Source organism: Oceanimonas sp. AH20CE76 (assembly GCF_039654065.1).
GTDB lineage: Bacteria > Pseudomonadota > Gammaproteobacteria > Enterobacterales > Aeromonadaceae > Oceanimonas > Oceanimonas smirnovii.
On the sequence record NZ_CP155481.1, the window covers coordinates 1,804,024 to 1,826,838 of the forward strand.

At 56.5% G+C, this 22,815-nt stretch carries 25 protein-coding genes, 1 tRNA gene and 2 pseudogenes; 16 read left to right on the forward strand and 12 right to left on the reverse strand.

The annotated features are described in order from the left end of the window. Nucleotides 1-9 precede the first annotated feature (9 nt). Nucleotides 10-864 carry a universal stress protein gene (locus N2M06_RS08760; RefSeq protein ID WP_346350570.1) on the forward strand — a complete coding sequence of 285 codons (855 nt, stop codon included), beginning with the start codon at nt 10-12 and terminating at the stop codon, nt 862-864. Between the two features lie 69 nt (nt 865-933). On the opposite strand, the gene N2M06_RS08765 is transcribed toward N2M06_RS08760, so the two are convergent. Then, on the reverse strand, nt 934-1,125 hold the full coding sequence (locus N2M06_RS08765) for a hypothetical protein (RefSeq protein ID WP_019933827.1): 192 nt from the start codon (nt 1,123-1,125) through the stop codon (nt 934-936). A 313-nt stretch (nt 1,126-1,438) separates the two neighbouring features. On the opposite strand from N2M06_RS08765, the gene N2M06_RS08770 reads away from it, so the two are divergent. Next, a complete protein-coding gene (locus N2M06_RS08770) occupies nt 1,439-2,293 on the forward strand; it encodes a universal stress protein (protein WP_317075521.1) in 855 nt (284 codons plus the stop codon). A gap of 49 nt (nt 2,294-2,342) precedes the next feature. On the opposite strand, the gene N2M06_RS08775 is transcribed toward N2M06_RS08770, so the two are convergent. Together N2M06_RS08775 and N2M06_RS08780 are read right to left on the reverse strand one after the other, a co-directional pair. Continuing rightward, nucleotides 2,343-3,935, reverse strand: coding sequence for an ABC-F family ATPase (locus tag N2M06_RS08775; RefSeq protein WP_346350571.1), 1,593 nt, complete (start codon nt 3,933-3,935; stop codon nt 2,343-2,345). Between the two features lie 108 nt (nt 3,936-4,043). Continuing rightward, nucleotides 4,044-4,910 carry a universal stress protein gene (locus N2M06_RS08780; RefSeq protein ID WP_346350572.1) on the reverse strand — a complete coding sequence of 289 codons (867 nt, stop codon included), beginning with the start codon at nt 4,908-4,910 and terminating at the stop codon, nt 4,044-4,046. A gap of 166 nt (nt 4,911-5,076) precedes the next feature. On the opposite strand from N2M06_RS08780, the gene N2M06_RS08785 reads away from it, so the two are divergent. From N2M06_RS08785 to asnB, 4 genes are all read left to right on the forward strand, one after another. Next, a complete protein-coding gene (locus tag N2M06_RS08785; protein WP_346350573.1) occupies nt 5,077-5,523 on the forward strand; it encodes a YbjN domain-containing protein in 447 nt (148 codons plus the stop codon). A 113-nt stretch (nt 5,524-5,636) separates the two neighbouring features. Further along, nucleotides 5,637-5,724 (forward strand) — tRNA-Ser (locus N2M06_RS08790). A 198-nt stretch (nt 5,725-5,922) separates the two neighbouring features. Next, on the forward strand, nt 5,923-6,519 hold the full coding sequence (locus N2M06_RS08795) for a 2OG-Fe(II) oxygenase (RefSeq protein ID WP_346352167.1): 597 nt from the start codon (nt 5,923-5,925) through the stop codon (nt 6,517-6,519). Nucleotides 6,520-6,683: 164 nt separating this feature from the next. Next, complete coding sequence (gene asnB, locus N2M06_RS08800) at nt 6,684-8,348, forward strand: asparagine synthase B (RefSeq protein ID WP_346350574.1); 1,665 nt, start codon at nt 6,684-6,686, stop codon at nt 8,346-8,348. A 37-nt stretch (nt 8,349-8,385) separates the two neighbouring features. On the opposite strand, the gene N2M06_RS08805 is transcribed toward asnB, so the two are convergent. After that, nucleotides 8,386-9,255: a LysR family transcriptional regulator gene (locus tag N2M06_RS08805; protein ID WP_317075516.1), complete on the reverse strand. Its 870-nt coding sequence runs from the start codon at nt 9,253-9,255 to the stop codon at nt 8,386-8,388. On the opposite strand from N2M06_RS08805, the gene N2M06_RS08810 reads away from it, so the two are divergent. The 5 genes from N2M06_RS08810 to N2M06_RS08830 all read left to right on the forward strand — a co-directional run bounded on the left by N2M06_RS08810 (nt 9,198) and on the right by N2M06_RS08830 (nt 12,986). Then, on the forward strand, nt 9,198-9,707 hold the full coding sequence (locus N2M06_RS08810) for a multidrug efflux SMR transporter (protein WP_317075515.1): 510 nt from the start codon (nt 9,198-9,200) through the stop codon (nt 9,705-9,707). The two genes, N2M06_RS08805 and N2M06_RS08810, sit on opposite strands and share 58 nt — an antisense overlap. A gap of 3 nt (nt 9,708-9,710) precedes the next feature. Then, nucleotides 9,711-10,040, forward strand: coding sequence for a multidrug/spermidine efflux SMR transporter subunit MdtI (mdtI, locus tag N2M06_RS08815; RefSeq protein WP_317075514.1), 330 nt, complete (start codon nt 9,711-9,713; stop codon nt 10,038-10,040). 430 nt (nt 10,041-10,470) lie between these two features. Further along, complete coding sequence (gene sul2 / locus N2M06_RS08820) at nt 10,471-11,286, forward strand: sulfonamide-resistant dihydropteroate synthase Sul2 (RefSeq protein ID WP_001043260.1); 816 nt, start codon at nt 10,471-10,473, stop codon at nt 11,284-11,286. 60 nt (nt 11,287-11,346) lie between these two features. Further along, the gene (aph(3'')-Ib, locus tag N2M06_RS08825) at nt 11,347-12,150 is read left to right on the forward strand and encodes an aminoglycoside O-phosphotransferase APH(3'')-Ib (protein ID WP_001082319.1); all 804 of its coding nucleotides are present in this window, start codon (nt 11,347-11,349) and stop codon (nt 12,148-12,150) included. Further along, nucleotides 12,150-12,986 carry an aminoglycoside O-phosphotransferase APH(6)-Id gene (locus tag N2M06_RS08830; protein ID WP_000480968.1) on the forward strand — a complete coding sequence of 279 codons (837 nt, stop codon included), beginning with the start codon at nt 12,150-12,152 and terminating at the stop codon, nt 12,984-12,986. The genes aph(3'')-Ib and N2M06_RS08830 overlap by 1 nt, the downstream gene beginning before the upstream one ends. Before the next feature lie 106 nt (nt 12,987-13,092). On the opposite strand, the pseudogene N2M06_RS08835 reads toward N2M06_RS08830, so the two are convergent. The 6 genes and pseudogenes from N2M06_RS08835 to N2M06_RS08860 all read right to left on the reverse strand — a co-directional run. Continuing rightward, nucleotides 13,093-13,497, reverse strand: a pseudogene (locus N2M06_RS08835) (IS91 family transposase); the annotation flags it as partial. A gap of 111 nt (nt 13,498-13,608) precedes the next feature. After that, complete coding sequence (locus tag N2M06_RS08840) at nt 13,609-13,914, reverse strand: LysR family transcriptional regulator (RefSeq protein ID WP_001255015.1); 306 nt, start codon at nt 13,912-13,914, stop codon at nt 13,609-13,611. 27 nt (nt 13,915-13,941) lie between these two features. Continuing rightward, nucleotides 13,942-15,156 carry a chloramphenicol/florfenicol efflux MFS transporter FloR gene (gene floR, locus N2M06_RS08845; RefSeq protein ID WP_000214122.1) on the reverse strand — a complete coding sequence of 405 codons (1,215 nt, stop codon included), beginning with the start codon at nt 15,154-15,156 and terminating at the stop codon, nt 13,942-13,944. 216 nt (nt 15,157-15,372) lie between these two features. Next, on the reverse strand, nt 15,373-16,257 hold the full coding sequence (locus tag N2M06_RS08850) for a DUF3363 domain-containing protein (RefSeq protein ID WP_001447541.1): 885 nt from the start codon (nt 16,255-16,257) through the stop codon (nt 15,373-15,375). Nucleotides 16,258-16,287: 30 nt separating this feature from the next. Further along, complete coding sequence (locus N2M06_RS08855; RefSeq protein ID WP_001120888.1) at nt 16,288-17,781, reverse strand: IS91-like element ISVsa3 family transposase; 1,494 nt, start codon at nt 17,779-17,781, stop codon at nt 16,288-16,290. Between the two features lie 275 nt (nt 17,782-18,056). Then, nucleotides 18,057-19,277, reverse strand: a complete 1,221-nt coding sequence (locus N2M06_RS08860) for an MFS transporter (RefSeq protein ID WP_346350575.1) — start codon at nt 19,275-19,277, stop codon at nt 18,057-18,059. 488 nt (nt 19,278-19,765) lie between these two features. Here N2M06_RS08860 and N2M06_RS08865 point away from each other — a divergent pair, with 488 nt between their 5' ends. The 5 genes and pseudogenes from N2M06_RS08865 (at nt 19,766) to N2M06_RS08885 (ending at nt 22,239) form a co-directional block, all read left to right on the forward strand. Further along, a complete protein-coding gene (locus tag N2M06_RS08865) occupies nt 19,766-20,134 on the forward strand; it encodes an AraC family transcriptional regulator (protein ID WP_346352168.1) in 369 nt (122 codons plus the stop codon). Nucleotides 20,135-20,165: 31 nt separating this feature from the next. Continuing rightward, nucleotides 20,166-20,354: pseudogene (locus tag N2M06_RS08870) on the forward strand (arsenical resistance protein ArsH); the annotation flags it as partial. Then, nucleotides 20,351-20,857 (forward strand): arsenate reductase ArsC, encoded by a 507-nt coding sequence (locus N2M06_RS08875; RefSeq protein ID WP_000140066.1) that lies wholly within the window; start codon nt 20,351-20,353, stop codon nt 20,855-20,857. The pseudogene N2M06_RS08870 and the gene N2M06_RS08875, both read left to right, overlap by 4 nt. Continuing rightward, nucleotides 20,854-21,921: an ACR3 family arsenite efflux transporter gene (arsB, locus tag N2M06_RS08880; protein WP_001272375.1), complete on the forward strand. Its 1,068-nt coding sequence runs from the start codon at nt 20,854-20,856 to the stop codon at nt 21,919-21,921. Before N2M06_RS08875 ends, arsB begins: the two co-directional genes overlap by 4 nt. A gap of 114 nt (nt 21,922-22,035) precedes the next feature. Then, the gene (locus N2M06_RS08885) at nt 22,036-22,239 is read left to right on the forward strand and encodes a hypothetical protein (protein ID WP_000131871.1); all 204 of its coding nucleotides are present in this window, start codon (nt 22,036-22,038) and stop codon (nt 22,237-22,239) included. Nucleotides 22,240-22,275: 36 nt separating this feature from the next. Here N2M06_RS08885 and N2M06_RS08890 read toward each other — a convergent pair whose 3' ends face one another. After that, complete coding sequence (locus N2M06_RS08890; RefSeq protein WP_000211355.1) at nt 22,276-22,500, reverse strand: type I toxin-antitoxin system ptaRNA1 family toxin; 225 nt, start codon at nt 22,498-22,500, stop codon at nt 22,276-22,278. A 63-nt stretch (nt 22,501-22,563) separates the two neighbouring features. Beyond that, nucleotides 22,564-22,812, reverse strand: coding sequence for a hypothetical protein (locus tag N2M06_RS08895; protein ID WP_000213809.1), 249 nt, complete (start codon nt 22,810-22,812; stop codon nt 22,564-22,566). Nucleotides 22,813-22,815: the final 3 nt, after the last annotated feature.

A 22,815-nucleotide genomic window follows, 5' to 3' on the forward strand; every position in this document is an offset into this window, starting at 1 on the left:
GAGAACAGCATGACCGAACAAGTACTCGCCTGTATCGACGGCTCAAGCCACGCTGAAGCCGTGTGCGACTGGGCCGGCTGGGCGGCGCAGCGCCTGAATGCTCCTCTGACCTTTGTGCATGTTCTCGACAAAGAAACCGGCCCGGTGCAGGGTAATTTAAGCGGCAGCATCGGCCTTGGCAGCCAGGAGCAGCTGCTGGCCGAGCTGGCCGAGCTGGATGCCAGACGCGGCAAGCTGGCCCGGGAGCAGGGACGGCTGATGCTGGACGCCGCCAAAGAGCGGGTAACTGCGCAGGGTGTAAGTAACGCCAGTACGCTGCAGCGCCACGGCAGCTTTGTGGAGGCGCTGGCAGAGCTTGAAACCGACACCCGGCTGCTGGTGCTGGGCCGCCAGGGTGAAGCGTCCGGCTCGGCGCTTGCTCACCTGGGCAGCCATGTGGAGCAGGTGATCCGCGCCATGCACAGACCCATACTGGTAACCCTGGGTGAGTTTGCCGCTCCGCAAAAAGTGATGCTGGCCTTTGACGGCAGTGCCACCACCCGCAAGGGCGTGGAAATGCTGGCTGCAAGCCCGCTGTTCAAGGGGATGGAGCTGCATCTGGTGCTGGCCGGTGCCGATACCGATGACAACCGCGCACAACTGGACTGGGCCCGGCAGTTACTGGAGCAGGCGGGCATCAGTGCAGTCACTGCCATTGTGCCCGGTGAAGCCGACAAGGCGCTGGTGGGCTATCAGCAGGCACACAGCATTGATTTGATGATCATGGGTGCCTACGGTCACTCCCGCATTCGCCAGTGGCTGGTGGGCAGTACCACCACCGCCATGATTCAGGATGCACAAGCCCCCCTGCTGATCTTGCGCTGAACGCCGCAGCGCACACAAGAAAAAGGAGCCATAAGGCTCCTTTTTTTACCGCATTACGACTTGCGGCTTTCAGAGACGGCAATAACCCGGCAGTTTTTTACCCTGCCTTTCCAGCATTTTACATTGACGATTGTCTGCACCATCACCCATTTTAAGGGGGACTTCAAACGCAGGCGCAGTTCCGCTGGCGGCGGTGGCAGAAATCGGCACCATGCCAATGGTAAATACAGCAGCAAACAGCAAGGACATGACGGTTTTCATGGTAATTCTCCTGGTAAAGCGCCAAAACCTTTAAGTGAACTCCAGCTTCAGCGGTGCAGTGTTAACACAACGCGACCGAAAGAAAACCTGTCGGCTAGCTAGTTAGACATGATCAGGATCAAATTTATTACGATTTTTTACATCTTATTTTCATCTAAGCAATGTGAACTTAAGGTCATTTTGTTCTGAATCAATAAAAGTGACGGTCTTGGCCAAGCCATCTTTAACCTGCGGCAAACTGTGATACAGTGCGCCCAACAAGCCCCCTACATTCATATTGTGTCAATCACCTTTCTATATCAGGATGAAAAAGATGAGCACCAATGTACTGGCCGGTATCGACGGTTCCAAACACACCGCCTGTGTCAGCGAATATGCGGCCTGGGCTGCCCAGCAACTTTCTGCCTCTCTGGTACTGCTGAACGTTATGCACAAACCAGAGCCTACCCTGCTCTACAACATGAGCGCTGCTGCCAGCCTGAGTGCTCAGGATAAAATTCACGCAGAACTGGCTGATCTCGACAAAAAACGTGCCGAACTCGCCAAGGCCCAGAGCCAGGTTATTCTGGAGCAGGCCAGCCAGCACGTTCAGCAGGCAGGCTATCCCGCTCCGCGTACCATTTCCCGCGAGGGTCGCCTGACCGAGGTGCTGGAGCAATACGATGATTACGCCGATCTGGTGGTGCTGGGCCGGCGCGGCAATAACGAAGATGACAGCCCCGGCCGTCTGGGCGGCCATGTTGAGCATGTTATTCGCACCACCGACAAGCCGCTGCTGCTGACCGACGGTGAATTCAAGGCCCCCGAGCGGGTCATGATCGCCTTTGACGGCAGCGAAACAACACGCAAATGCGTGGAATATATTGCCAGGTCTCCCCTGTTTAAGGGTCTGGAATGCCATGTGGTCATGGTGGCTGGCCCCAACGAGGAAAAACAGGCTCAGCTTGAAGCCGCCCGTCAGCTGCTGGAAGATAACGGCCATCAGGCCACGGCAGCGCTGCTGCAGGGAGAGGTAAAGAAAAATCTGCTGGCCTATCAGGACAGGCAGAACATGGACATGATGGTGATGGGTGCTTACGGCCACTCCCGTATTCGCCTGTGGCTGCTGGGCAGCATCACCAACCTGATGCTGCAGGAATCGCACAAACCCATGCTGATCCTGCGCTGATAACCCCTGAATACAACAACGCCGGGCAATGCCCGGCGTTTTTATTTGATTACACTACGCCCTGCTCGCGCAGATAATCATCGTAGCTGCCGCTGAAGTCACGAATACCGTTCTCGCTCAGCTCCAGAATGCGGGTGGCCAGCGACGACACAAACTCCCGGTCGTGAGACACAAAGATCAGCGTGCCCTGATACATTTCCAGCGCCATGTTCAATGACTCGATAGACTCCATATCCAGGTGGTTGGTGGGCTCGTCCATCACCAGAATATTAGGCTTTTGCATCATCAGCTTGCCAAACAACATGCGGCCCTGCTCACCACCCGACAGCACGCCCACTTTCTTTTTGATATCGTCCTGGCTGAAAAGCAGCCGGCCCAGCACAGAGCGCACTGTCTGTTCGTCGTCTCCTTCCTGCTGCCACTGGCTCATCCATTCAAACACTGTCATCTGAGTGTCGAAGTCGGCAGCATGATCCTGCGCATAATAGCCAATGCTGGCGTTTTCTGACCATTTAATGGTGCCGCTGTCGGGAGTCAGCTCGCCGACCAGGGTTTTCACTAGGGTGGTTTTACCAATGCCGTTGGTACCCAGGATGGCAACCCGCTCTCCCACTTCAATCATCATATTCAGATTGCTGAACAGCGGCGCTTCGCCATAGCCTTTGATGAGGCCTTCCACTTCCAGAATGTTGCGATAGAGCTTCTTGTCCTGCTCAAAGCGAATAAAGGGGTTTTGGCGGCTGGAAGCTTTTACCTCTTCCAGCTTGATCTTGTCGATTTGCTTGGCGCGGGAAGTCGCCTGGCGGGCCTTGGAGGCGTTGGCGCTGAAGCGGGAGACAAAGCTCTGCAGCTCGGCAATCTGGGCCTTTTTCTTGGCGTTATCGGCCAGCAGGCGTTCCCGGGCCTGAGTGGCAGCAAACATGTAATCGTCGTAGTTGCCCGGATAAACTCTGAGTTCACCATAATCCAGATCCGCCATATGGGTACACACACTGTTCAGAAAGTGGCGGTCGTGAGAAATAATGATCATGGTGCTGTTGCGCTCGTTCAGCGCACCTTCCAGCCAGCGAATGGTGTCTATGTCCAGGTTGTTGGTGGGCTCATCAAGCAGCAGCACATCAGGATCGGAAAACAGCGCCTGCGCCAGCAGCACCCGCAGTTTCCAGCCAGGCGCTACTTCACTCATGGGGCCGTTATGCTGCTCCAGCGGAATGCCCACGCCCAGCAGCAGTTCTCCGGCTCGGGCTTCGGCGGTGTAGCCGTCATATTCCGCCACCAGCCCTTCCAGCTCGGCGGCACGCATATAGTCTTCGTCGGTGGCTTCCAGATTGGCGTAGATGCTGTCGCGCTCATGCATGGCCGCCCACAGCTCTACATGACCCATCATCACCACATCCAGCACCCGGTTATTTTCATAGGCGAACTGATCCTGACGCAGTTTGCCGATGCGCTCATTGACATCCAGGCTGACGTTACCGGCACTGGGCTCGAGATCACCGCCCAGAATTTTCATAAAGGTAGACTTGCCGCAACCATTGGCACCGATAAGGCCATAACGGTTGCCGTCGCCGAATTTAACGGAAATATTTTCAAACAGCGGCTTGGCGCCAAACTGCATGGTGATGTTGTTGGTGGAAATCAAAGAAACAGACTCACTATCAATTGAAGAGAAACAGGCAGAATGCCGAAGGCCGCCAAGGATACCGGCGGCCGAGGGAAAGTTCAAAGGCTTGGGCAGAAATTAACCAGATTAACGAGCCACCAGTACATCGCAGGGCGGCGCACTTAAAAAGCTCATGGCCAGGTTACCTACCAGCAAGCGGCTGATACCCTGACGACCATGATAGCCCAGCACCAGCAGCTGAGCATGGGTTTCTTCTACGACCGACAAAATGGTTTTCTTTACCTCACCCGACATAATGCGGGTGCTGATGCGGTGATGATCATCCGTGGCAATAAAATGGGACATTTCTTCCTGCACTTCCTGCTCGATGCGGCTGCGCTGGTGGGCCATCATGCTGTCGGGGTGCATGTTGTCCTGCTGTAACAACCTTAGCAGCATGGGGGGCTCAAATACATGCACCAAAGTGGCATTGGCTTTGGGTGCCAGCATCAGCCCGGAACGCAACGCATGGTGAGAGCTGCGGGAGAAATCGGTAGCTGCCACCAGATGGTGATAGGGCTGAATGCGGCTGGTATTGCACACGACCAGCACTGGCATGGTGCAGCGACGTAACAGCCGCTCTACCGTGGTCCCCAAAAACAGCTCTTGTACCGGCTCGTCGTGCTGGCGGCCGGCAATCACCAGATCGGCGTTAAGCTCAGCCGCCTTGCGCGCCAGTGCCTGAGGCGGCTTGCCCAGCATAACATGACGCTCCGTGACCGCCGCCTGTGCCGCCGGTAATTGGTGGATCAGCTGATCAAGTGCCTGGTTTGCGCCCTGCTGCAGCCGCCGGCGCACGGAAATTTCCACCATAGGCTCATACAGCACCATGGCCTCATTAATCACATGCACCAGATGCAAACGGGCATTTAACTGTGCAGCCAGCATGCCGGCCCGTTCGACTACCCTTTCAGCGCCTTCCTGCAGATCAACTGCTGCCAGTAATATCTTCATTTACTTACCCTTTTTTGTTGCATCCCTGCCATGACGGCCGTTGTGGAACAGCTTTCCTTTTTTTCGCATAAAAAGCAACCGATGCAGATAGGTAATGCCGGTTTTGCAGCATCCTTGCTTTGGTTTACAATGCTGCCCCTTCAGCTTTCTTTTATCGGGATAACACGTGTTAACAGCAGAAATTGCCATGCGCTGGCTGGTGGCCGGCCACATAGATCATTATATTTGCGAAAACTGTCATGGCATTCACCTTGCTGAACTGCAAGAACTGGACGGCATTCTGGAAAGCCGGCTGTTTGTAGAGCACGAAGACGCCATTGTTACCACCGAAGTGGAAATTCGTCCCACCGCCCTGCTGATGCTGATGGCGGATCTGGGAAGGCTGAACATGAATTACCCGAGCCTTAAAATCTTTGTGGATATTGTAGATGACAATCTGCCCCGGCTGATTGTGGCCAACTACCTGCATACTCAGGCAGGGATAGAGCAGCATCAGTTTCAGTGGATTATGCAGCAAACCATGATGGCCACCCATCAGCTGACTCAGGAGCTGGGTGAACTGGGCTACCTGATGCAGGATGAACCACAGAAAATGCCGGCAGCTGTGCATTAAGCCGCCACACTGCACAGTAAAAAGGCAATCGGGCAGCAAATGCATAAAAAGGCTTGAACCTGCCCGCCTCAGCCAGTACATTACGCCCCGTTCCCAAGGGAACACAAAAATTTGGTGAGGTGTCCGAGTGGCTGAAGGAGCACGCCTGGAAAGTGTGTATACGGCAACGTATCGAGAGTTCGAATCTCTCCCTCACCGCCAGCATTTAAAAACCCCGCGCAGCAATGTGCGGGGTTTTTGCGTATTGGTGCCGCATTTGGCACTATCTGCTGTTCCACTCTTTCTGACGGGAAATATTTCTCGCTGTTCCCGGCGTTGTTGAAGGTGTAAAAAAGCGCTCCACAGGAGGGTTTGCCATTGACCAGCGCAGTTCACATTAAATGGGTTCTCGACGATATTATCGACGCCATTGCCGGCCCCGGCATTGGTATTTTTCCTGACTTTCTCGATGCCGGCCAGGTGGCGGCGCTGCGTGATGACTTTAACCGGTTGCCCGACTGGCAGATAACACCGGCGGGCATTGGCCGCGAGCAGGCCAATCACAACAATGAGCGTATTCGCACCGACAAAACCCGCTGGCTGGACGGCACCACTGCCCCTCAGCAGGCCTATCTGGCCCTAATGGCGGATTTGCAACAGGGCGTAAACCGGCACCTGTTTATGGGATTAAAAGACTATGAATGCCATTACGCCCGCTATGACAAAGGCGACTTTTATAAAAAACACCTGGATGCCTTCAAGGGTCGCAGCAACCGCCGCCTGACCACAGTGCTCTACCTGAACAACGACTGGCAGCCGGCAAATGGCGGCGAGCTGCTGGTCTATGGAGACAACAGCAAAACACCGCTGCACAGGGTTACTCCCAATGGCGGCACCCTGGTGTGCTTTTTGTCGGAGCGCTTTCCGCACGAGGTATTACCGGCTCATCGCTCCCGGCTGAGCATTGCCGGCTGGTTTCGAGTAGACGACCCCATAGCACCGGCGCTGAGACTCTAGTCTTCTTTAAGCGTGTATTATTCAGCCGCTAAAAATTGGGGTGAATTTTTAACGATTCAAAACCAGCAAAGGATTTTTGCTGGTTTTTTGTAAGTTTTACTTTCCAGTTTTCCCATCCTTTGCCAATCTCAAAGCAGTCGCTTTTTCTGGTTAAGGACAACACCATGTGCGCTATCTTCGGTATTCTGGAACTCAAGTCTGACCCCGCCGCCCTGCGCTCCCGCGCGCTGGAGCTCTCTCGCCTGCTGCGCCACCGCGGCCCCGACTGGTCGGGCATTTACAGCAACGACAAGGCCATTCTGGTGCACGAGCGCCTGGCCATTGTGGGCCTGGACAGCGGCGCCCAGCCGCTGCTGAACGCCACCGGCACTCAGGCGCTGGCGGTAAACGGCGAAATCTACAATCACAAGGAGCTGGAAGCCGGGCTCACCTGCGGCTACAAAGCGCAAACCCACTCCGACTGTGAAGTGATCCTTGGGCTGTATCAGCAAAAAGGACCCGAGTTTCTCGACGATCTCAATGGTATTTTTGCCTTTGTGCTCTACGACGAAGAAAATGACGCCTACCTGATTGGCCGGGATCATATGGGCATTATTCCCCTCTACACCGGCCATGATGAAGACGGCAACTTCTATGTGGCGTCCGAGATGAAAGCCCTTACTCCCATCTGCAAAACCATCAATGAATTTCCCCCGGGCCACCTGCTCTACAGCCAGGAAGGCCAGCTTCGCTGTTATTACCGGCGCGACTGGGAAAACTATGACGCGGTGAAGGACAATACCTCCAGCGTGCCCGGGCTGCGCGAGGCACTGATGGCAGCGGTGAAGCGCCAGCTGATGTGCGACGTGCCCTATGGCGTGCTGCTCTCGGGCGGGCTCGACTCTTCCATTATCTCGGCCATTGCCAAGCTCTATGCCGACAAACGCATTGAAGACGGCGGCAACAGCGACGCCTGGTGGCCCCGGCTGCACTCCTTTGCCATTGGCCTGGAAGGCGCACCGGATTTGATTGCCGCCCGCAAGGTGGCCGACCAGCTGGGCACAGTGCATCACGAGCTGCACTATACAGTGCAGGAAGGTCTGGACGCCCTGCGCGAAGTGATTTACCACCTGGAAACCTATGATGTCACCACCATTCGCGCCTCCACGCCCATGTATTTAATGGCCCGGCGCATCAAGGCCATGGGCATTAAAATGGTGCTCTCCGGCGAAGGCTCCGACGAGATTTTTGGCGGCTACCTCTATTTTCACAAAGCCCCCGATGCTCAGGCCTTTCACGAAGAAACGGTGCGCAAGCTAAAAGCCCTGCACCAGTTTGACTGCCTGCGGGCCAACAAGTCGATGGCGGCCTGGGGCGTGGAAGCCCGGGTGCCCTTTCTCGACAAGGAATTTATGGACGTGGCCATGCGTCTCAACCCCGCCGACAAAATGTGCGTTAACGGTAAAATGGAAAAGCACATTCTGCGTGAAGCCTTTGAAGACATGCTGCCTCATGAAGTGGCCTGGCGACAGAAGGAGCAATTTTCCGACGGCGTGGGCTACTCCTGGATCGACAGCCTGAAGGCACTGGTAGAAGAACAGGTGACGGATCAGATGATGGCCACGGCAGCATTCCGCTTTGCGATCAACACCCCCACGTCCAAAGAGGCCTATTACTACCGCGCCATTTTTGAAGGCCACTTTCCGCAAGACTCTGCCGCCCGCTGCGTGCCCTGTGGCCCTTCTGTGGCCTGCTCCACGCCTACCGCGCTGGAGTGGGACGAGCAATGGAAAAACATGGCAGATCCATCCGGCCGGGCAGTAAAAGGGGTGCACAGTCAGTCTTATTGAGTAACGCCGTATGTCGCGGTAACTCCGCGACATACATTTATTGCTGCAGCAGCGCCATAAACCGTTTCTCCACCCAGTGTGCCGTGACACCCGGGCTGCTGCCCTGACACCACAGCATGCGCACAGACAACTGCGGCAAGTCCAAAAACGGACAATAAACCTGACACAAGGGCGTATTATGGCTGCCATAAGCAGCAATGTGCGCCGGCAACACCGCCCAGCCAAGCCCGTCCGCCACCATTTCGGCAATGGTATGAAAGTTATCCACGCGCCATACACGCGGGCTGTATACATTTTCTTCAATATCTTCGGAATGCATGACCAGCTGCCGATAACGGGCCAGATCGGTGCGACTGACCTGCTTTTTCTGCAACAGATCATGTCCCTCAGACACAAATAACCCCTGGTTCAGCGCCCCTATATGTCGTTCGTCAAAGCGCTCCCGCAGTGGCTCCCGGTTAAAGTGAAAGCCCAGATCGGCACGCTCCTGATCCACATAGTCAGCTACTTCGGTCGCCGTGCCATTCAGCAGGGTAAGCTCAAGTTCAGGAAAGTGACAGGCAATATCCCGTGCCAGCGTCCTGATGGCCGTACGCGGTAAGACTTCATCCAATGCCAGCGCCAGCTTGCCGTCGTTACGAGTGGCAAGAGCAAGCGCGCGCTGGTTCAGAGCCTGTGCCTGCCGCAACAGCTCCCGCGCCTCCAGCAGCATGATTTGGCCGGCATCAGTCAGAGTAGCGCGGTGCTTGCTGCGATCAAACAGCACCACGCCCAGGTCGGCTTCCAGCAATCCGAGCGCTGTGCTGACCGCCGATTGTGCCTTGCCCAAATGACGGGCTGCGGCACTGATTGAACCGTGCTCAGCGGTGGCAACAAACTGCCTTAATTGTTCAAGATTCCATTGCATACCGCCAATCTATCAATAAAACAGATAGAGTCAAACTTTGGTTCCGTATTGATTACGGTAACAATGGCGTTATAACGGTGCTTAAAGGAGCAAAGAAAATCATGACAATGACAGGACCATGGATCTTTTTGATGGCTGCCATCGCTGCTGAAGTAGTGGGAGTAGTTACCATGAAAATAGTCTCTGACAGCACTTCCGTGCCGGCATTGCTGTTTATGTACGCCATGATTGGGCTGTCTTTCTACTTTCTGGCGCTGGCTGTTAAGCAAATACCACTGGCCAAAGCCTACGCCACCTGGGAGGCAGCAGGCCTGATCAGCATCACCTTTATCGGCTTTCAGTTTTTCAATGAAAGCCTCAGCTGGACCAAACTGCTTGGACTTACCGTGCTGGTCACTGGCGTGGTATTAACAACTGTAGGGGCCTCCACAAAAAATGTTGCGGGGGATTAAACCATGCAAAACGCCGAACTTATTCATTATGTCTTTATGCTGCTGGCCATTGTGCTGGAAGTGGCGGCCAATATACTCATCAAATATTCTGATGGTTTTCGCAAACGAATGATCGGTACTTTGGGCATCATCAGTATTTTGGCCTCGTTCACGTCTCTGTCGCAGGCAGTTAAGGGCATAGACCTGTCCGTAGCCTATGCCCTGTGGGGCGGCATTGGCATACTACTTACCTCCTCTACTGCCCTGGTGCTATTCAGGCAACGGCTCAACCGTGTGGAATGTTCCGGCGTAGCCGCCATCTTTCTGGGCGTGATACTGCTTAAGCTGGCATAGGAGCACGCTTAAACGTTCACACCCAGAAAACGTTCACGATTCATGAACACGGTAAAATCATGAACACCTCCAAAACAAAAAGCCCCTGCACTGCAGGGGCTTTTGTCATTCAGCTAAACTGGTTTATTCCCACTCTATTGTAAACAAGACATTTTTATCTTTTATATTCAATGGCTTATTTTCCTGCTAATTGGTAATACCATGAAAAATACCATGCCCAGAAAAGGCTTAACAATATTTTGAAAAATTGCCTACTGAGCGCTGCCGCACAGCTCCATAGGCCGCTTTCCTGGCTTTGCTTCCAGATGTATGCTCTTCTGCTCCTGCAGCTAATGGATCACCGCAAACAGGTTACTCGCCTGGGGATTCCCTTTCGACCCGAGCATCCGTATGATACTCATGCTCGATTATTATTATTATAGAAGCCCCCATGAATAAATCGCTCATCATTTTCGGCATCGTCAACATAACCTCGGACAGTTTCTCCGATGGAGGCCGGTATCTGGCGCCAGACGCAGCCATTGCGCAGGCGCGTAAGCTGATGGCCGAGGGGGCAGATGTGATCGACCTCGGTCCGGCATCCAGCAATCCCGACGCCGCGCCTGTTTCGTCCGACACAGAAATCGCGCGTATCGCGCCGGTGCTGGACGCGCTCAAGGCAGATGGCATTCCCGTCTCGCTCGACAGTTATCAACCCGCGACGCAAGCCTATGCCTTGTCGCGTGGTGTGGCCTATCTCAATGATATTCGCGGTTTTCCAGACGCTGCGTTCTATCCGCAATTGGCGAAATCATCTGCCAAACTCGTCGTTATGCATTCGGTGCAAGACGGGCAGGCAGATCGGCGCGAGGCACCCGCTGGCGACATCATGGATCACATTGCGGCGTTCTTTGACGCGCGCATCGCGGCGCTGACGGGTGCCGGTATCAAACGCAACCGCCTTGTCCTTGATCCCGGCATGGGGTTTTTTCTGGGGGCTGCTCCCGAAACCTCGCTCTCGGTGCTGGCGCGGTTCGATGAATTGCGGCTGCGCTTCGATTTGCCGGTGCTTCTGTCTGTTTCGCGCAAATCCTTTCTGCGCGCGCTCACAGGCCGTGGTCCGGGGGATGTCGGGGCCGCGACACTCGCTGCAGAGCTTGCCGCCGCCGCAGGTGGAGCTGACTTCATCCGCACACACGAGCCGCGCCCCTTGCGCGACGGGCTGGCGGTATTGGCGGCGCTGAAAGAAACCGCAAGAATTCGTTAACTGCACATTCGGGATATTTCTCTATATTCGCGCTTCATCAGAAAACTGAAGGAACCTCCATTGAATCGAACTAATATTTTTTTTGGTGAATCGCATTCTGACTGGTTGCCTGTCAGAGGCGGAGAATCTGGTGATTTTGTTTTTCGACGTGGTGACGGGCATGCCTTCGCGAAAATCGCACCTGCTTCCCGCCGCGGTGAGCTCGCTGGAGAGCGTGACCGCCTCATTTGGCTCAAAGGTCGAGGTGTGGCTTGCCCCGAGGTGATCAACTGGCAGGAGGAACAGGAGGGTGCATGCTTGGTGATAACGGCAATTCCGGGAGTACCGGCGGCTGATCTGTCTGGAGCGGATTTGCTCAAAGCGTGGCCGTCAATGGGGCAGCAACTTGGCGCTGTTCACAGCCTATCGGTTGATCAATGTCCGTTTGAGCGCAGGCTGTCGCGAATGTTCGGACGCGCCGTTGATGTGGTGTCCCGCAATGCCGTCAATCCCGACTTCTTACCGGACGAGGACAAGAGTACGCCGCAGCTCGATCTTTTGGCTCGTGTCGAACGAGAGCTACCGGTGCGGCTCGACCAAGAGCGCACCGATATGGTTGTTTGCCATGGTGATCCCTGCATGCCGAACTTCATGGTGGACCCTAAAACTCTTCAATGCACGGGTCTGATCGACCTTGGGCGGCTCGGAACAGCAGATCGCTATGCCGATTTGGCACTCATGATTGCTAACGCCGAAGAGAACTGGGCAGCGCCAGATGAAGCAGAGCGCGCCTTCGCTGTCCTATTCAATGTATTGGGGATCGAAGCCCCCGACCGCGAACGCCTTGCCTTCTATCTGCGATTGGACCCTCTGACTTGGGGTTGATGTTCATGCCGCCTGTTTTTCCTGCTCATTGGCACGTTTCGCAACCTGTTCTCATTGCGGACACCTTTTCCAGCCTCGTTTGGAAAGTTTCATTGCCAGACGGGACTCCTGCAATCGTCAAGGGATTGAAACCTATAGAAGACATTGCTGATGAACTGCGCGGGGCCGACTATCTGGTATGGCGCAATGGGAGGGGAGCAGTCCGGTTGCTCGGTCGTGAGAACAATCTGATGTTGCTCGAATATGCCGGGGAGCGAATGCTCTCTCACATCGTTGCCGAGCACGGCGACTACCAGGCGACCGAAATTGCAGCGGAACTAATGGCGAAGCTGTATGCCGCATCTGAGGAACCCCTGCCTTCTGCCCTTCTCCCGATCCGGGATCGCTTTGCAGCTTTGTTTCAGCGGGCGCGCGATGATCAAAACGCAGGTTGTCAAACTGACTACGTCCACGCGGCGATTATAGCCGATCAAATGATGAGCAATGCCTCGGAACTGCGTGGGCTACATGGCGATCTGCATCATGAAAACATCATGTTCTCCAGTCGCGGCTGGCTGGTGATAGATCCCGTCGGTCTGGTCGGTGAAGTGGGCTTTGGCGCCGCCAATATGTTCTACGATCCGGCTGACAGAGACGACCTTTGTCTCGATCCTAGACGCATTGCACAGATGGCGGACGCATTCTCTCGTGCGCTGGACGTCGATCCGCGTCGCCTGCTCGACCAGGCGTACGCTTATGGGTGCCTTTCCGCAGCTTGGAACGCGGATGGAGAAGAGGAGCAACGCGATCTAGCTATCGCGGCCGCGATCAAGCAGGTGCGACAGACGTCATACTAGATATCAAGCGACTTCTCCTATCCCCTGGGAACACATCAATCTCACCGGAGAATATCGCTGGCCAAAGCCTTAGCGTAGGATTCCGCCCCTTCCCGCAAACGACCCCAAACAGGAAACGCAGCTGAAACGGGAAGCTCAACACCCACTGACGCATGGGTTGTTCAGGCAGTACTTCATCAACCAGCAAGGCGGCACTTTCGGCCATCCGCCGCGCCCCACAGCTCGGGCAGAAACCGCGACGCTTACAGCTGAAAGCGACCAGGTGCTCGGCGTGGCAAGACTCGCAGCGAACCCGTAGAAAGCCATGCTCCAGCCGCCCGCATTGGAGAAATTCTTCAAATTCCCGTTGCACATAGCCCGGCAATTCCTTTCCCTGCTCTGCCATAAGCGCAGCGAATGCCGGGTAATACTCGTCAACGATCTGATAGAGAAGGGTTTGCTCGGGTCGGTGGCTCTGGTAACGACCAGTATCCCGATCCCGGCTGGCCGTCCTGGCCGCCACATGAGGCATGTTCCGCGTCCTTGCAATACTGTGTTTACATACAGTCTATCGCTTAGCGGAAAGTTCTTTTACCCTCAGCCGAAATGCCTGCCGTTGCTAGACATTGCCAGCCAGTGCCCGTCACTCCGCGGTCTTCACTGCGTGATCGAGTTGATCGACACCCGCCGTGACACGCTCCATGAAGTGCCTGCCTGCGTCTGTTAGCCGAACGCCCCGCGCATGGCGCTCAAATAGCAGGACACCAAGGTTATCCTCCAGCGCTTTCACACGCGCGCTGACGCTCGACTGGCTGATACCAAGTGCCTTGGCCGCATGCCGAAAATTCAGATGCTCGGCGACGGCGATGAACTGAACAAGGGAAATGAGCGGTATCCTGCCAGACAGGATACCGACATTCACGAGGTTTCGATGGTTAGTGCGCCGCATCGGAGCGGGCCTGCTACCAGTCGTCGGTTAGACGACTGGCGACTTCTCGGTGGCAGCCCCACGGAGCCGAAGGAGCACCAGCCCCAACGAAACCAGTACCGCCATCGCCGTGGCGTAACAGATCACGGGCCACGCTGTGTCACCGTTTAAAAGTGCCACCGCCAATGTCCCGACAATGCTGACTATCAGGCTTTGAACGCAGAAGTAGAACGCGACCGCTGATCCCGCGATGTCGTCGAACTCTGCCAAAGCGCCGTTCGCGGTAACGGACACCGTGAAGACAATACCGACCGCGACAACCCACATCGGTAGGATGAAGGTGAGGAATGACGGCGAGCCGTAAAGTTCGCCGATCCCCAACAGGACCGCTCCGCAAACAAGCAACGCCATCCCACGCGCCACGCATCCTGCGATGCCCCATCTGGCGACAAAGGACTTCGCGAAACGGGTTGTCACGATCATTACAAGCGCGACAGTGGCGAAGGCAAAGCTGAATCCGATCTCGGAATATTCCGCTTGGCCTATGAGCACACGGGGAGCCGTCGAGAAGAAGACGAAGTAGGTGCCCATACCGGCGCTAAAGCCGACAGTGTAAACCCAAAAAGCCGGACTCGCGAAGATCGGCAAGACAGATCGGCGCGTCTTGACTTGATCCAGAGGGCGGGTTTCGTGCCACCTGAAACCCGCATTTAGGAGTGCGAGCATCGCCAGTATAGCCAAAGTAATGAATATCGCCTGCCATCCCAAGAACTCGCCGATCAATACTCCGGCGATAGGGCCGAGCGCAGGCACGAACGCCAGCATCGAACTGAAAAGGCCGTAGATGACGACACCCTCAGGACGGTTGGCATAAACGTCGCGAACCGTCGCGAACGTCGCCACCAGCATGGCCGACGCGCCCACTGCTTGAAGTAGACGGAAAGCGACAAAGGCCGGTGCAGTTGAAGACCAAGCTGCTCCCAGAGACGCAATGACGAAAGCCGTTGCGCCCGCAAGTAGAATTGGCCGTCGCCCGATTCTGTCTGAGAGCGGACCAAAAATCACCTGGCCCACGCCGAGCATCACCATATAGAGGCTCAACGTGAGTTGGATCATAGCGGGCGTCGTGTTCAGGATGCCGGGCATCGCTGGAACGACAGGGAGATAAATATCCATCGCCAGTGAAGCGAGGATGTCGAAAGGAGCCATCAGCAGCAGTGCTGCCGGCAGCGTATAGGCCCACGCGGGGCGTGTGGTGGTCATGACGAATCAACCCTCGATTAAGGAATACCGGGCGACGTCTGCTCGTCAGCAATCAGATGAGACTAGCCTTACAGAGCGCCGCAACAACAATACTGGTTGTTGCGGCTTACTTGTCTGCTGACTTGGAATTTCCCATCTGATTACTCCACGCTTACGAATATGAATTGCTACATTTTATCCGATTATCTTTTGCTTCGCAATGCGGCATGGGCGCACTCAGCGTTCCAGCCCCCTCTGCCGCCCTAACTGCCACGACACCGACCCGCCCTGCACGATGCCCATAACCTCGCGGCCGAGTTGGCGGTCGATGATCGGCCGCCACGGGACAAGGGTGAACTCATGGGATTTCTCGACCACGGCGAACTTGCCGCTCGATAGATGCACGGTTCCGGTAAACTTGCCGCTGACGCTCTCGCCGTCCGTGGCGGCGCGGAACGGCAGGCCCTTACTCAAAGCCATATCCGATCCGACGCCGGCTACCTCGCGCTCCCGCAGGATGGCGAGAAGGTTGCGCCGGTAGAAGACGCGGCTGTCCCGGCTGCGGGTGGCGTCGCCCTGTTCGATATGGTGCTCGCGGCGCTGGTCCATGGCTTCGCGGACTTGTTGCCCGAAGCCGGTTGGCGCAAGGTCGGCCGTCTCGCCGTGGATCAGCCGCCGGTCCAGCCAGGTCGCGCCGTCCGATCCGATCTGTTTGTTCAGATCGACCGGGGAAAGGACGCGAACGCTGGCCTGACTGTCTCGGCCGGCGTCATGGGCGGCGGCACGGCTGACCAGATCATCGGGGATGCGCCATTGGTCGGCGTCGATCCGCTCGACGATACCGGCCCGGCGTAGCGCCTCCAGCCGGCGCACATGGGCATCGACATAGCCCTCATAGTCGCCGCCTGGAACGCGGCACGTATAGGAAGAATAAACGCCCTTTTCACCCAAGTCCAACAGCTTTGGACCGCAGTTGACTCTTTCGACACCCCTGCGATGCAACCCAATCCGGCTGACGGGGAGCCAGCAACGCTGAAAATTTACCCTCCTCTTTCCCACTAGCGGCTCCTTTTCCGACAACCAGCACGGCGGATCCCTGCCGCGGCGCTGTGAACGCAGCATTTTGATTGGTATCGTTGGCCTTCAGGCTCGTCAGTCAAACAGACCCAGGAGCAGCTCAGCCGGTGGCGCCCGGCTTTCGGGTAACGCCCTGGTCCCGCTGGTTTCGGCTTTGTGCTTCAGGTGATCAAGGATCTGCTTGATCACTATAGGGTCTTCAATGCAGGCGATGACTTTCATGGCGCCGCCGCAGCCGCTGCAGGTCTCGATGTCGATATTGAAAACACGCTTGAGCCGTTGCGCCCATGTCATCGACGCTCGCCGTTGTGCTGGTGTTGCCGGTTCATCAGCCACCCTGACCTTGTTGCCCCTGCCCCGTTTTGCCGGCGTGACCAACGCCCGGTGCCGACTGTTGGGTGCGAACACCCCGTGGAAGCGGGTTAGGTTGACTCTGGGCTTCGGTACCAGGGCGGCCAGCCTTGCAATGAAATCCAATGGTTCGAAAATGACGTGCGTGGTGCCGTCCCGGTACGGCGTCTTGAGCTGGTAGCGCACGTTGCCGCCTCGTGTTAACGACAGCCGCTTCTCGGATACCGCCGGGCGGCTGATGTACCGGCACAGCCGTTCGAGCTTCTTGCGTTCATCGGCCCTGGCCGCCACGCCGGCGTGCAGGCTGGACCCGGCTACCTTGCCAATCCCGTCACCGAACGGATCACCACTGGTCGGCAGAGTTTGCAAAGTGAACACCTTTCGCCCCGCCTGTGAACCGACAGCGATACGGTAAGTGATCGAGTGCCCCAGCAGGGGTGTCATCGGGTCGTCATCCACCGCATCCGAGGCCAGATAGCTGTTTTCGACATCCCGTTCCAGCAGGCCTTGCCGTTCCAGATAGCGACCCACCCGGTGGGCGATGGTGTGCGTCAGCTGGGTGAGCTCTGGGCTGGTCGGCGCCTTGACCCAGCGGAAACGCGCTGAGCCGTGGGATTGCTCGACATACACACCGTCGAGAAACAGCATGTGGAAGTGAACATTCAGATTGAGCGCCGATCCAAAACGCTGGATCAGGGTGACCGCGCCCGTCTTGGCCACTTGGTGGGTATGGCCCGCTTTCTTGACCAGGTGCGTGGCAATGACGCGGTAAACGATGCCCAGCACCCACCCCATGATCTCGGGCCGGCTGGCAAACAGGAAACGCAGCTGAAACGGGAAGCTCAACACCCACTGACGCATGGGTTGTTCAGGCAGTACTTCATCAACCAGCAAGGCGGCACTTTCGGCCATCCGCCGCGCCCCACAGCTCGGGCAGAAACCGCGACGCTTACAGCTGAAAGCGACCAGGTGCTCGGCGTGGCAAGACTCGCAGCGAACCCGTAGAAAGCCATGCTCCAGCCGCCCGCATTGGAGAAATTCTTCAAATTCCCGTTGCACATAGCCCGGCAATTCCTTTCCCTGCTCTGCCATAAGCGCAGCGAATGCCGGGTAATACTCGTCAACGATCTGATAGAGAAGGGTTTGCTCGGGTCGGTGGCTCTGGTAACGACCAGTATCCCGATCCCGGCTGGCCGTCCTGGCCGCCACATGAGGCATGTTCCGCGTCCTTGCAATACTGTGTTTACATACAGTCTATCGCTTAGCGGAAAGTTCTTTTACCCTCAGCCGAAATGCCTGCCGTTGCTAGACATTGCCAGCCAGTGCCCGTCACTCCCACTCAATTATCAATAGCAAATAAATACTCTTTTTAATCAACGTACTAAGCATCAACGCACTGGCAACACCATGAAAAATGCCATAAATTGTTAAGCACAATTTTTCATTGCAGAACGACAACGCACACGCTTTGAAAAAACCAATAAGGGTATAGCTCACGCCCGCTCTATCCGTGTTGTAGGACCAAGTATGTAGCGAACGACAATCCCCGAAAGGCCGGCAACAATCACCATCAGAGCTGCTAATGCCCCAAATGCTGCAGGAAGCCCGATAAGTCCTGCTGCATAGCCAATGACTGCAGGGCCAAGAAACACCCCGAGATAACCTAGTGTGCTGGTTGCGGCGATGGCATAGCCGGCGGGCATCATTTTTTGAGTGCCTGCAAGACTAAACAGCACGGGCACGATATTTGCGGCGCCAAAGCCCGCAATTCCAAACCCGACCAATATCAGGGCAAAACTTGATCCCCACGTGGCCAAAGCAATCCCTGCGAGCGTAAGTGCCGACCCGATCAGTAGCGTCGCACGATTTCCAACCGCTAGGACGAAACGATCGCCTACCAAGCGGGCAATAGTCATAGTTAATGCGAAAACCACATAACCGGCACCGGCATTTCCTATAGAAACATCCCTATATTCGCTGAGCAGCACCGCTCCCCAATCTAGTACCGCGCCTTCAACAAGAAAGATGAGCAGCGCCATGACACCGAGCAGTACGACAATGCCATGGGGCATTACGAAAAACGAACCCTCGCTTTGCACTGGGGCGCGCGTCGCCAGAAGGCGCGAAATGGCAACGGCGATACATGTCACGATAATTGCACTGGCTATCATCGCACTGGCCACAATGCCTAGGCCGAACGACAGGGCAGCGGTCATTCCAGCAGCCCCCACCAACCCTCCCACGCTGTAAAGGCCGTGGAAACTCGACATCAATGGTCTGCCAGCCCGAGTCTGTACTTCTGTTCCGTGAATATTGGCGGCGACATCGACTGCACCCAGGCTCAAGCCGAACAGGAACAGCGCCGCTCCTAGCGCTAGGCCGGTCGAAGCTCCGGCCATCATCGGTAAGGCCAAGAGCAGTCCAACGCTTCCGGCAACGATGATGGCTTTACTGCCGAGCCGGCCAGCTAGCGTACCTGCGGCTGGCATACCCAGAACACTGCCAAGACCAAGGAACAACAGCACGGTGCCAAGCTCGGCATGACTCGCTCCAAGCCGAGCTTTGGCATAGGGAACCATCGGCGCCCAGCAAGCCAATCCGAATCCAGCAATGAAAAAGGCCAGTTTGGTTGCCAGTCCGGCTTGCGAAATACCTGGTTTTTTGTGATTTTCAGCCGTTGTCCGCACGGCTACAAAAGGTGGTTCTTGCTGCACTGAGCATCTCCCTCATTGACACAATAAGGACAAGAATATACTGTTGGAGACACTACCTTATAACGATATATCTACAAAATATGTCGCAAACACGCCAAAATGACTTTGAACCAGACACTGCTGCCGCACTCATGGTGGGTACGGTCGAACACTGGCCGCCCGCAAGCCAGGTTGAAATGCACTCGCACGAGCGCGATCAGCTTATGTATTCGACCAGAGGAGCGATGCACGTCATTACTGCAAGCAAACGCTGGATCTTGCCTCCCACTCGCGCCATCTGGATCCGCGGGGGGACGGCCCATGCTTTCGAGGCCAAGCGCTCTGTCGACGTGACTGTTCTATACATTGAATCGCGAGCGCCTGGATCACCTCAATGGGAAGGTTGCGCTGTCGTGAACGTATCCCCGTTGGTCCGGGAACTGATAGTGGCTTGCGCTAGTCTGCCGTGGGACCATCGCCAGAACTCACGAGCCGGACGATTGGCACGTGTGCTACTTGAACAACTCGACGCTTTGCCACAAGCGCCTCTTGATCTGCCTGAACCCAAGGACTGCCGCGCGGTTCGCCTGGCGCAATGGCTCAAGGAGCATCCAGAGGATCGCACGCCGCTGACAGTGCTTGCGCCCAAGTTCGGAGGCAGCGTCAAAACACTCGAACGACTATTCACAGCAGAAACCGGCATGTCTTTTGGAGGATGGCGGATCAGGTTGCGCATGATGATGGCGCTGGAACAGTTGGCGCACGGAGAGAGCGTTGCCAACGTCGCCCATGCCGTTGGGTACGAGTCGCCTTCCAGCTTCATTGCTGCATTTCGCAGTGCATTCGGGACGACGCCTTCGCGCTACTTTGATGTTTAGAACATGGAGGTCGTGAGCTGCAGCCCTGCCGTACTACGACCGAATAGCCGATGTGATGGAAGAACTGGTGCGCTTCACGGCGCTGGTACGGCCGCACCGTGAAGCACTGACAGACCGCTATTCCGAACGGAAAGCGGCCGGCCACGTCATCGACGAGGCCACCGATCTTTCATCCATCGCCATTGCTCCCCAGCCACTACCAGAAAGCGAAACATCATGACCGAAAGAATCTATAACGTCCTCATCCTCTGCACCGGCAATTCGGCGCGCAGCATCATGGCCGAAGCTCTCATCAACACGATGGGGCAAGGGCGCTTCCGCGCCTACAGCGCCGGCAGTCACCCAACCGGCAAGGTCAATCCCTTCGCCGTCGAAAAGGTGGAGTCGGTGAATTACCCGACCGAGAATCTGCGCAGCAAGAGCTGGGACGAGTACGCCACGCCCGACGCACCGAAGATGGACTTCATCATCACCGTCTGCGACAACGCCGCCGGCGAAATGTGTCCGGTGTGGCCTGGTCAGCCGATCTCGGCGCATTGGGGATTTGAAGACCCGGCCGCCGTCGAAGGCACTGACGCCGAGAAGCGCCGGGCCTTCGAACAAACCTTCCGGCACATGATGAACCGCGTCCGCCTGTTCGTGAATCTGCCTCTCAAAATGCTTGACCAGACGGCCATCAAGCGCGAGCTGGCGAACATCGGCAAGACCGAGCAGGAAGCATGAGCGCCGGCGCACAGGCCATCGCCGCGAAGCCGCGCCAGGCCCCGATGAGCGGCTTCGAGCGTTACCTGACGCTGTGGGTGGCCCTGTGCATCGTCGCCGGTGTTGCGCTCGGCCAGGGCCTTCCTGACGTGTTCCAGGCCATAGGCCGCATGGAAGTGGCCCAGGTCAATTTGCCGGTGGGCCTGCTGATTTGGGTAATGATCGTCCCGATGCTGGTCAAGATCGACTTCGGGGCGCTGCACCAGGTCAAAGAGCATTGGCGCGGCATCGGCGTCACGCTGTTCGTGAATTGGGCCGTCAAGCCATTCTCGATGGCCCTGCTGGGGTGGCTGTTCATCCGACAAGTGTTCGCTCCGTTCCTGCCGGCCGATCAACTGGACAGCTACATCGCGGGCTTGATCTTGCTGGCCGCCGCGCCCTGCACGGCAATGGTGTTCGTGTGGAGCCGCCTTACCAACGGCGACCCGCTTTTCACGCTCTCGCAAGTGGCTCTGAACGACGCCATCATGATCGTGGCCTTCGCGCCCATCGTCGGCCTGCTGCTGGGCATGTCCTCGATCTCGGTGCCTTGGGACACGCTGCTGATTTCGGTCGTGCTCTACATCATCGTGCCGGTGATCCTGGCGCAGCTCTTGCGGCGGCATCTGCTCAAGCAAGGACAGGCCGCCTTTGAACGGGCCATGCAGAAGATCGGGCCGTGGTCGATGGCCGCGCTGCTGCTGACGTTGGTTCTACTGTTCGCCTTCCAGGGCGAGGCCATCATCCGGCAGCCGTTAGTGATCGCCATGCTAGCCGTGCCGATCTTGATTCAAGTGTTCTTCAATTCCGGGTTAGCCTACTGGCTGAACAAGCGGGCGGGGGAAAAGCACTCTGTCGCCTGTCCTTCGGCCCTGATCGGTGCCAGCAACTTCTTCGAGCTGGCCGTGGCGGCCGCCATCAGCTTGTTCGGTCTGCACTCCGGCGCTGCATTGGCAACCGTGGTCGGCGTCCTGGTCGAAGTGCCGGTGATGCTGCTGGTCGTGCGCGTGGTGAATCGCTCGAAGAGCTGGTACGAACGAGGTTGAACATGAGTAGGAAAAAACTGAGGAAATGATTGCAGATTGCCGCGCCGGCCGCTTCCTGGCGCATTCGATCACTGACCTGGAACACCTAGTATCCATGCTTGCTGAGGTCGCCCGATGACAGACCCAAAGAACCTAGAGAACAGGCTGCATGAGAAGGCCGACCCGGCCCGCGCCGTTTCCACTGGTCGGGTGCGCTACACACTGGCCGAACTACTGGCCGACGCGGAAGCATCCGGGGCTTACCCGCTGCCGCCGGAGGAACGCGAATGGATGGATGCGCCGTCTGTGGGTCGGGAATGGCCAAACAGTGAAGATTGAAAAAGGCGGCCAGTTCGAGTGGCCGCCCTTTCGTCATTAGCTGCACGCTTGGCGCAAGGCGTTCATTGCTTCTTGAAAATCAGCCTGTGTCGCCCGGCCCGTTTCAGCTTGGTAGTACACCACCATAAAAGCATTAGCGACGGCTTCGGCCAATGGCCCAAGGCTCCGCGCTTCCGCTTGGTTGATGTACTCCAAAGAAGAAAGAATAGCCGCTGCTTGATGCACTGCTTGCCCTGGTTCGATAATATGTTGTGTTGTCATAATTCACCTCTCCAGTAGGTGTTGATTGAAAGTGCCGGGCTGGTTGTGGCCAGCCCGGTGCGCCTACAGGTACAGCCCCGCCGCCTCCGCGAATGCTGACCGCTCATTCCTGCCGCCATTAACCTCAATACTTATCGGCTTAGTTTCGCTCTCTCTCATAGGGTCTGGCCGTGATACAAAAGCGGCTGTTTCTGTCTCTGCATCGACCTCGGTCGATTGATCACCCAGCGGCGAAATAAATACCTGGCTGACTTCTTCCCTTGGCGCTTCATCCAGGGCCGCCAATGCGGCCATGTATGTTGATGTCGTCATCGT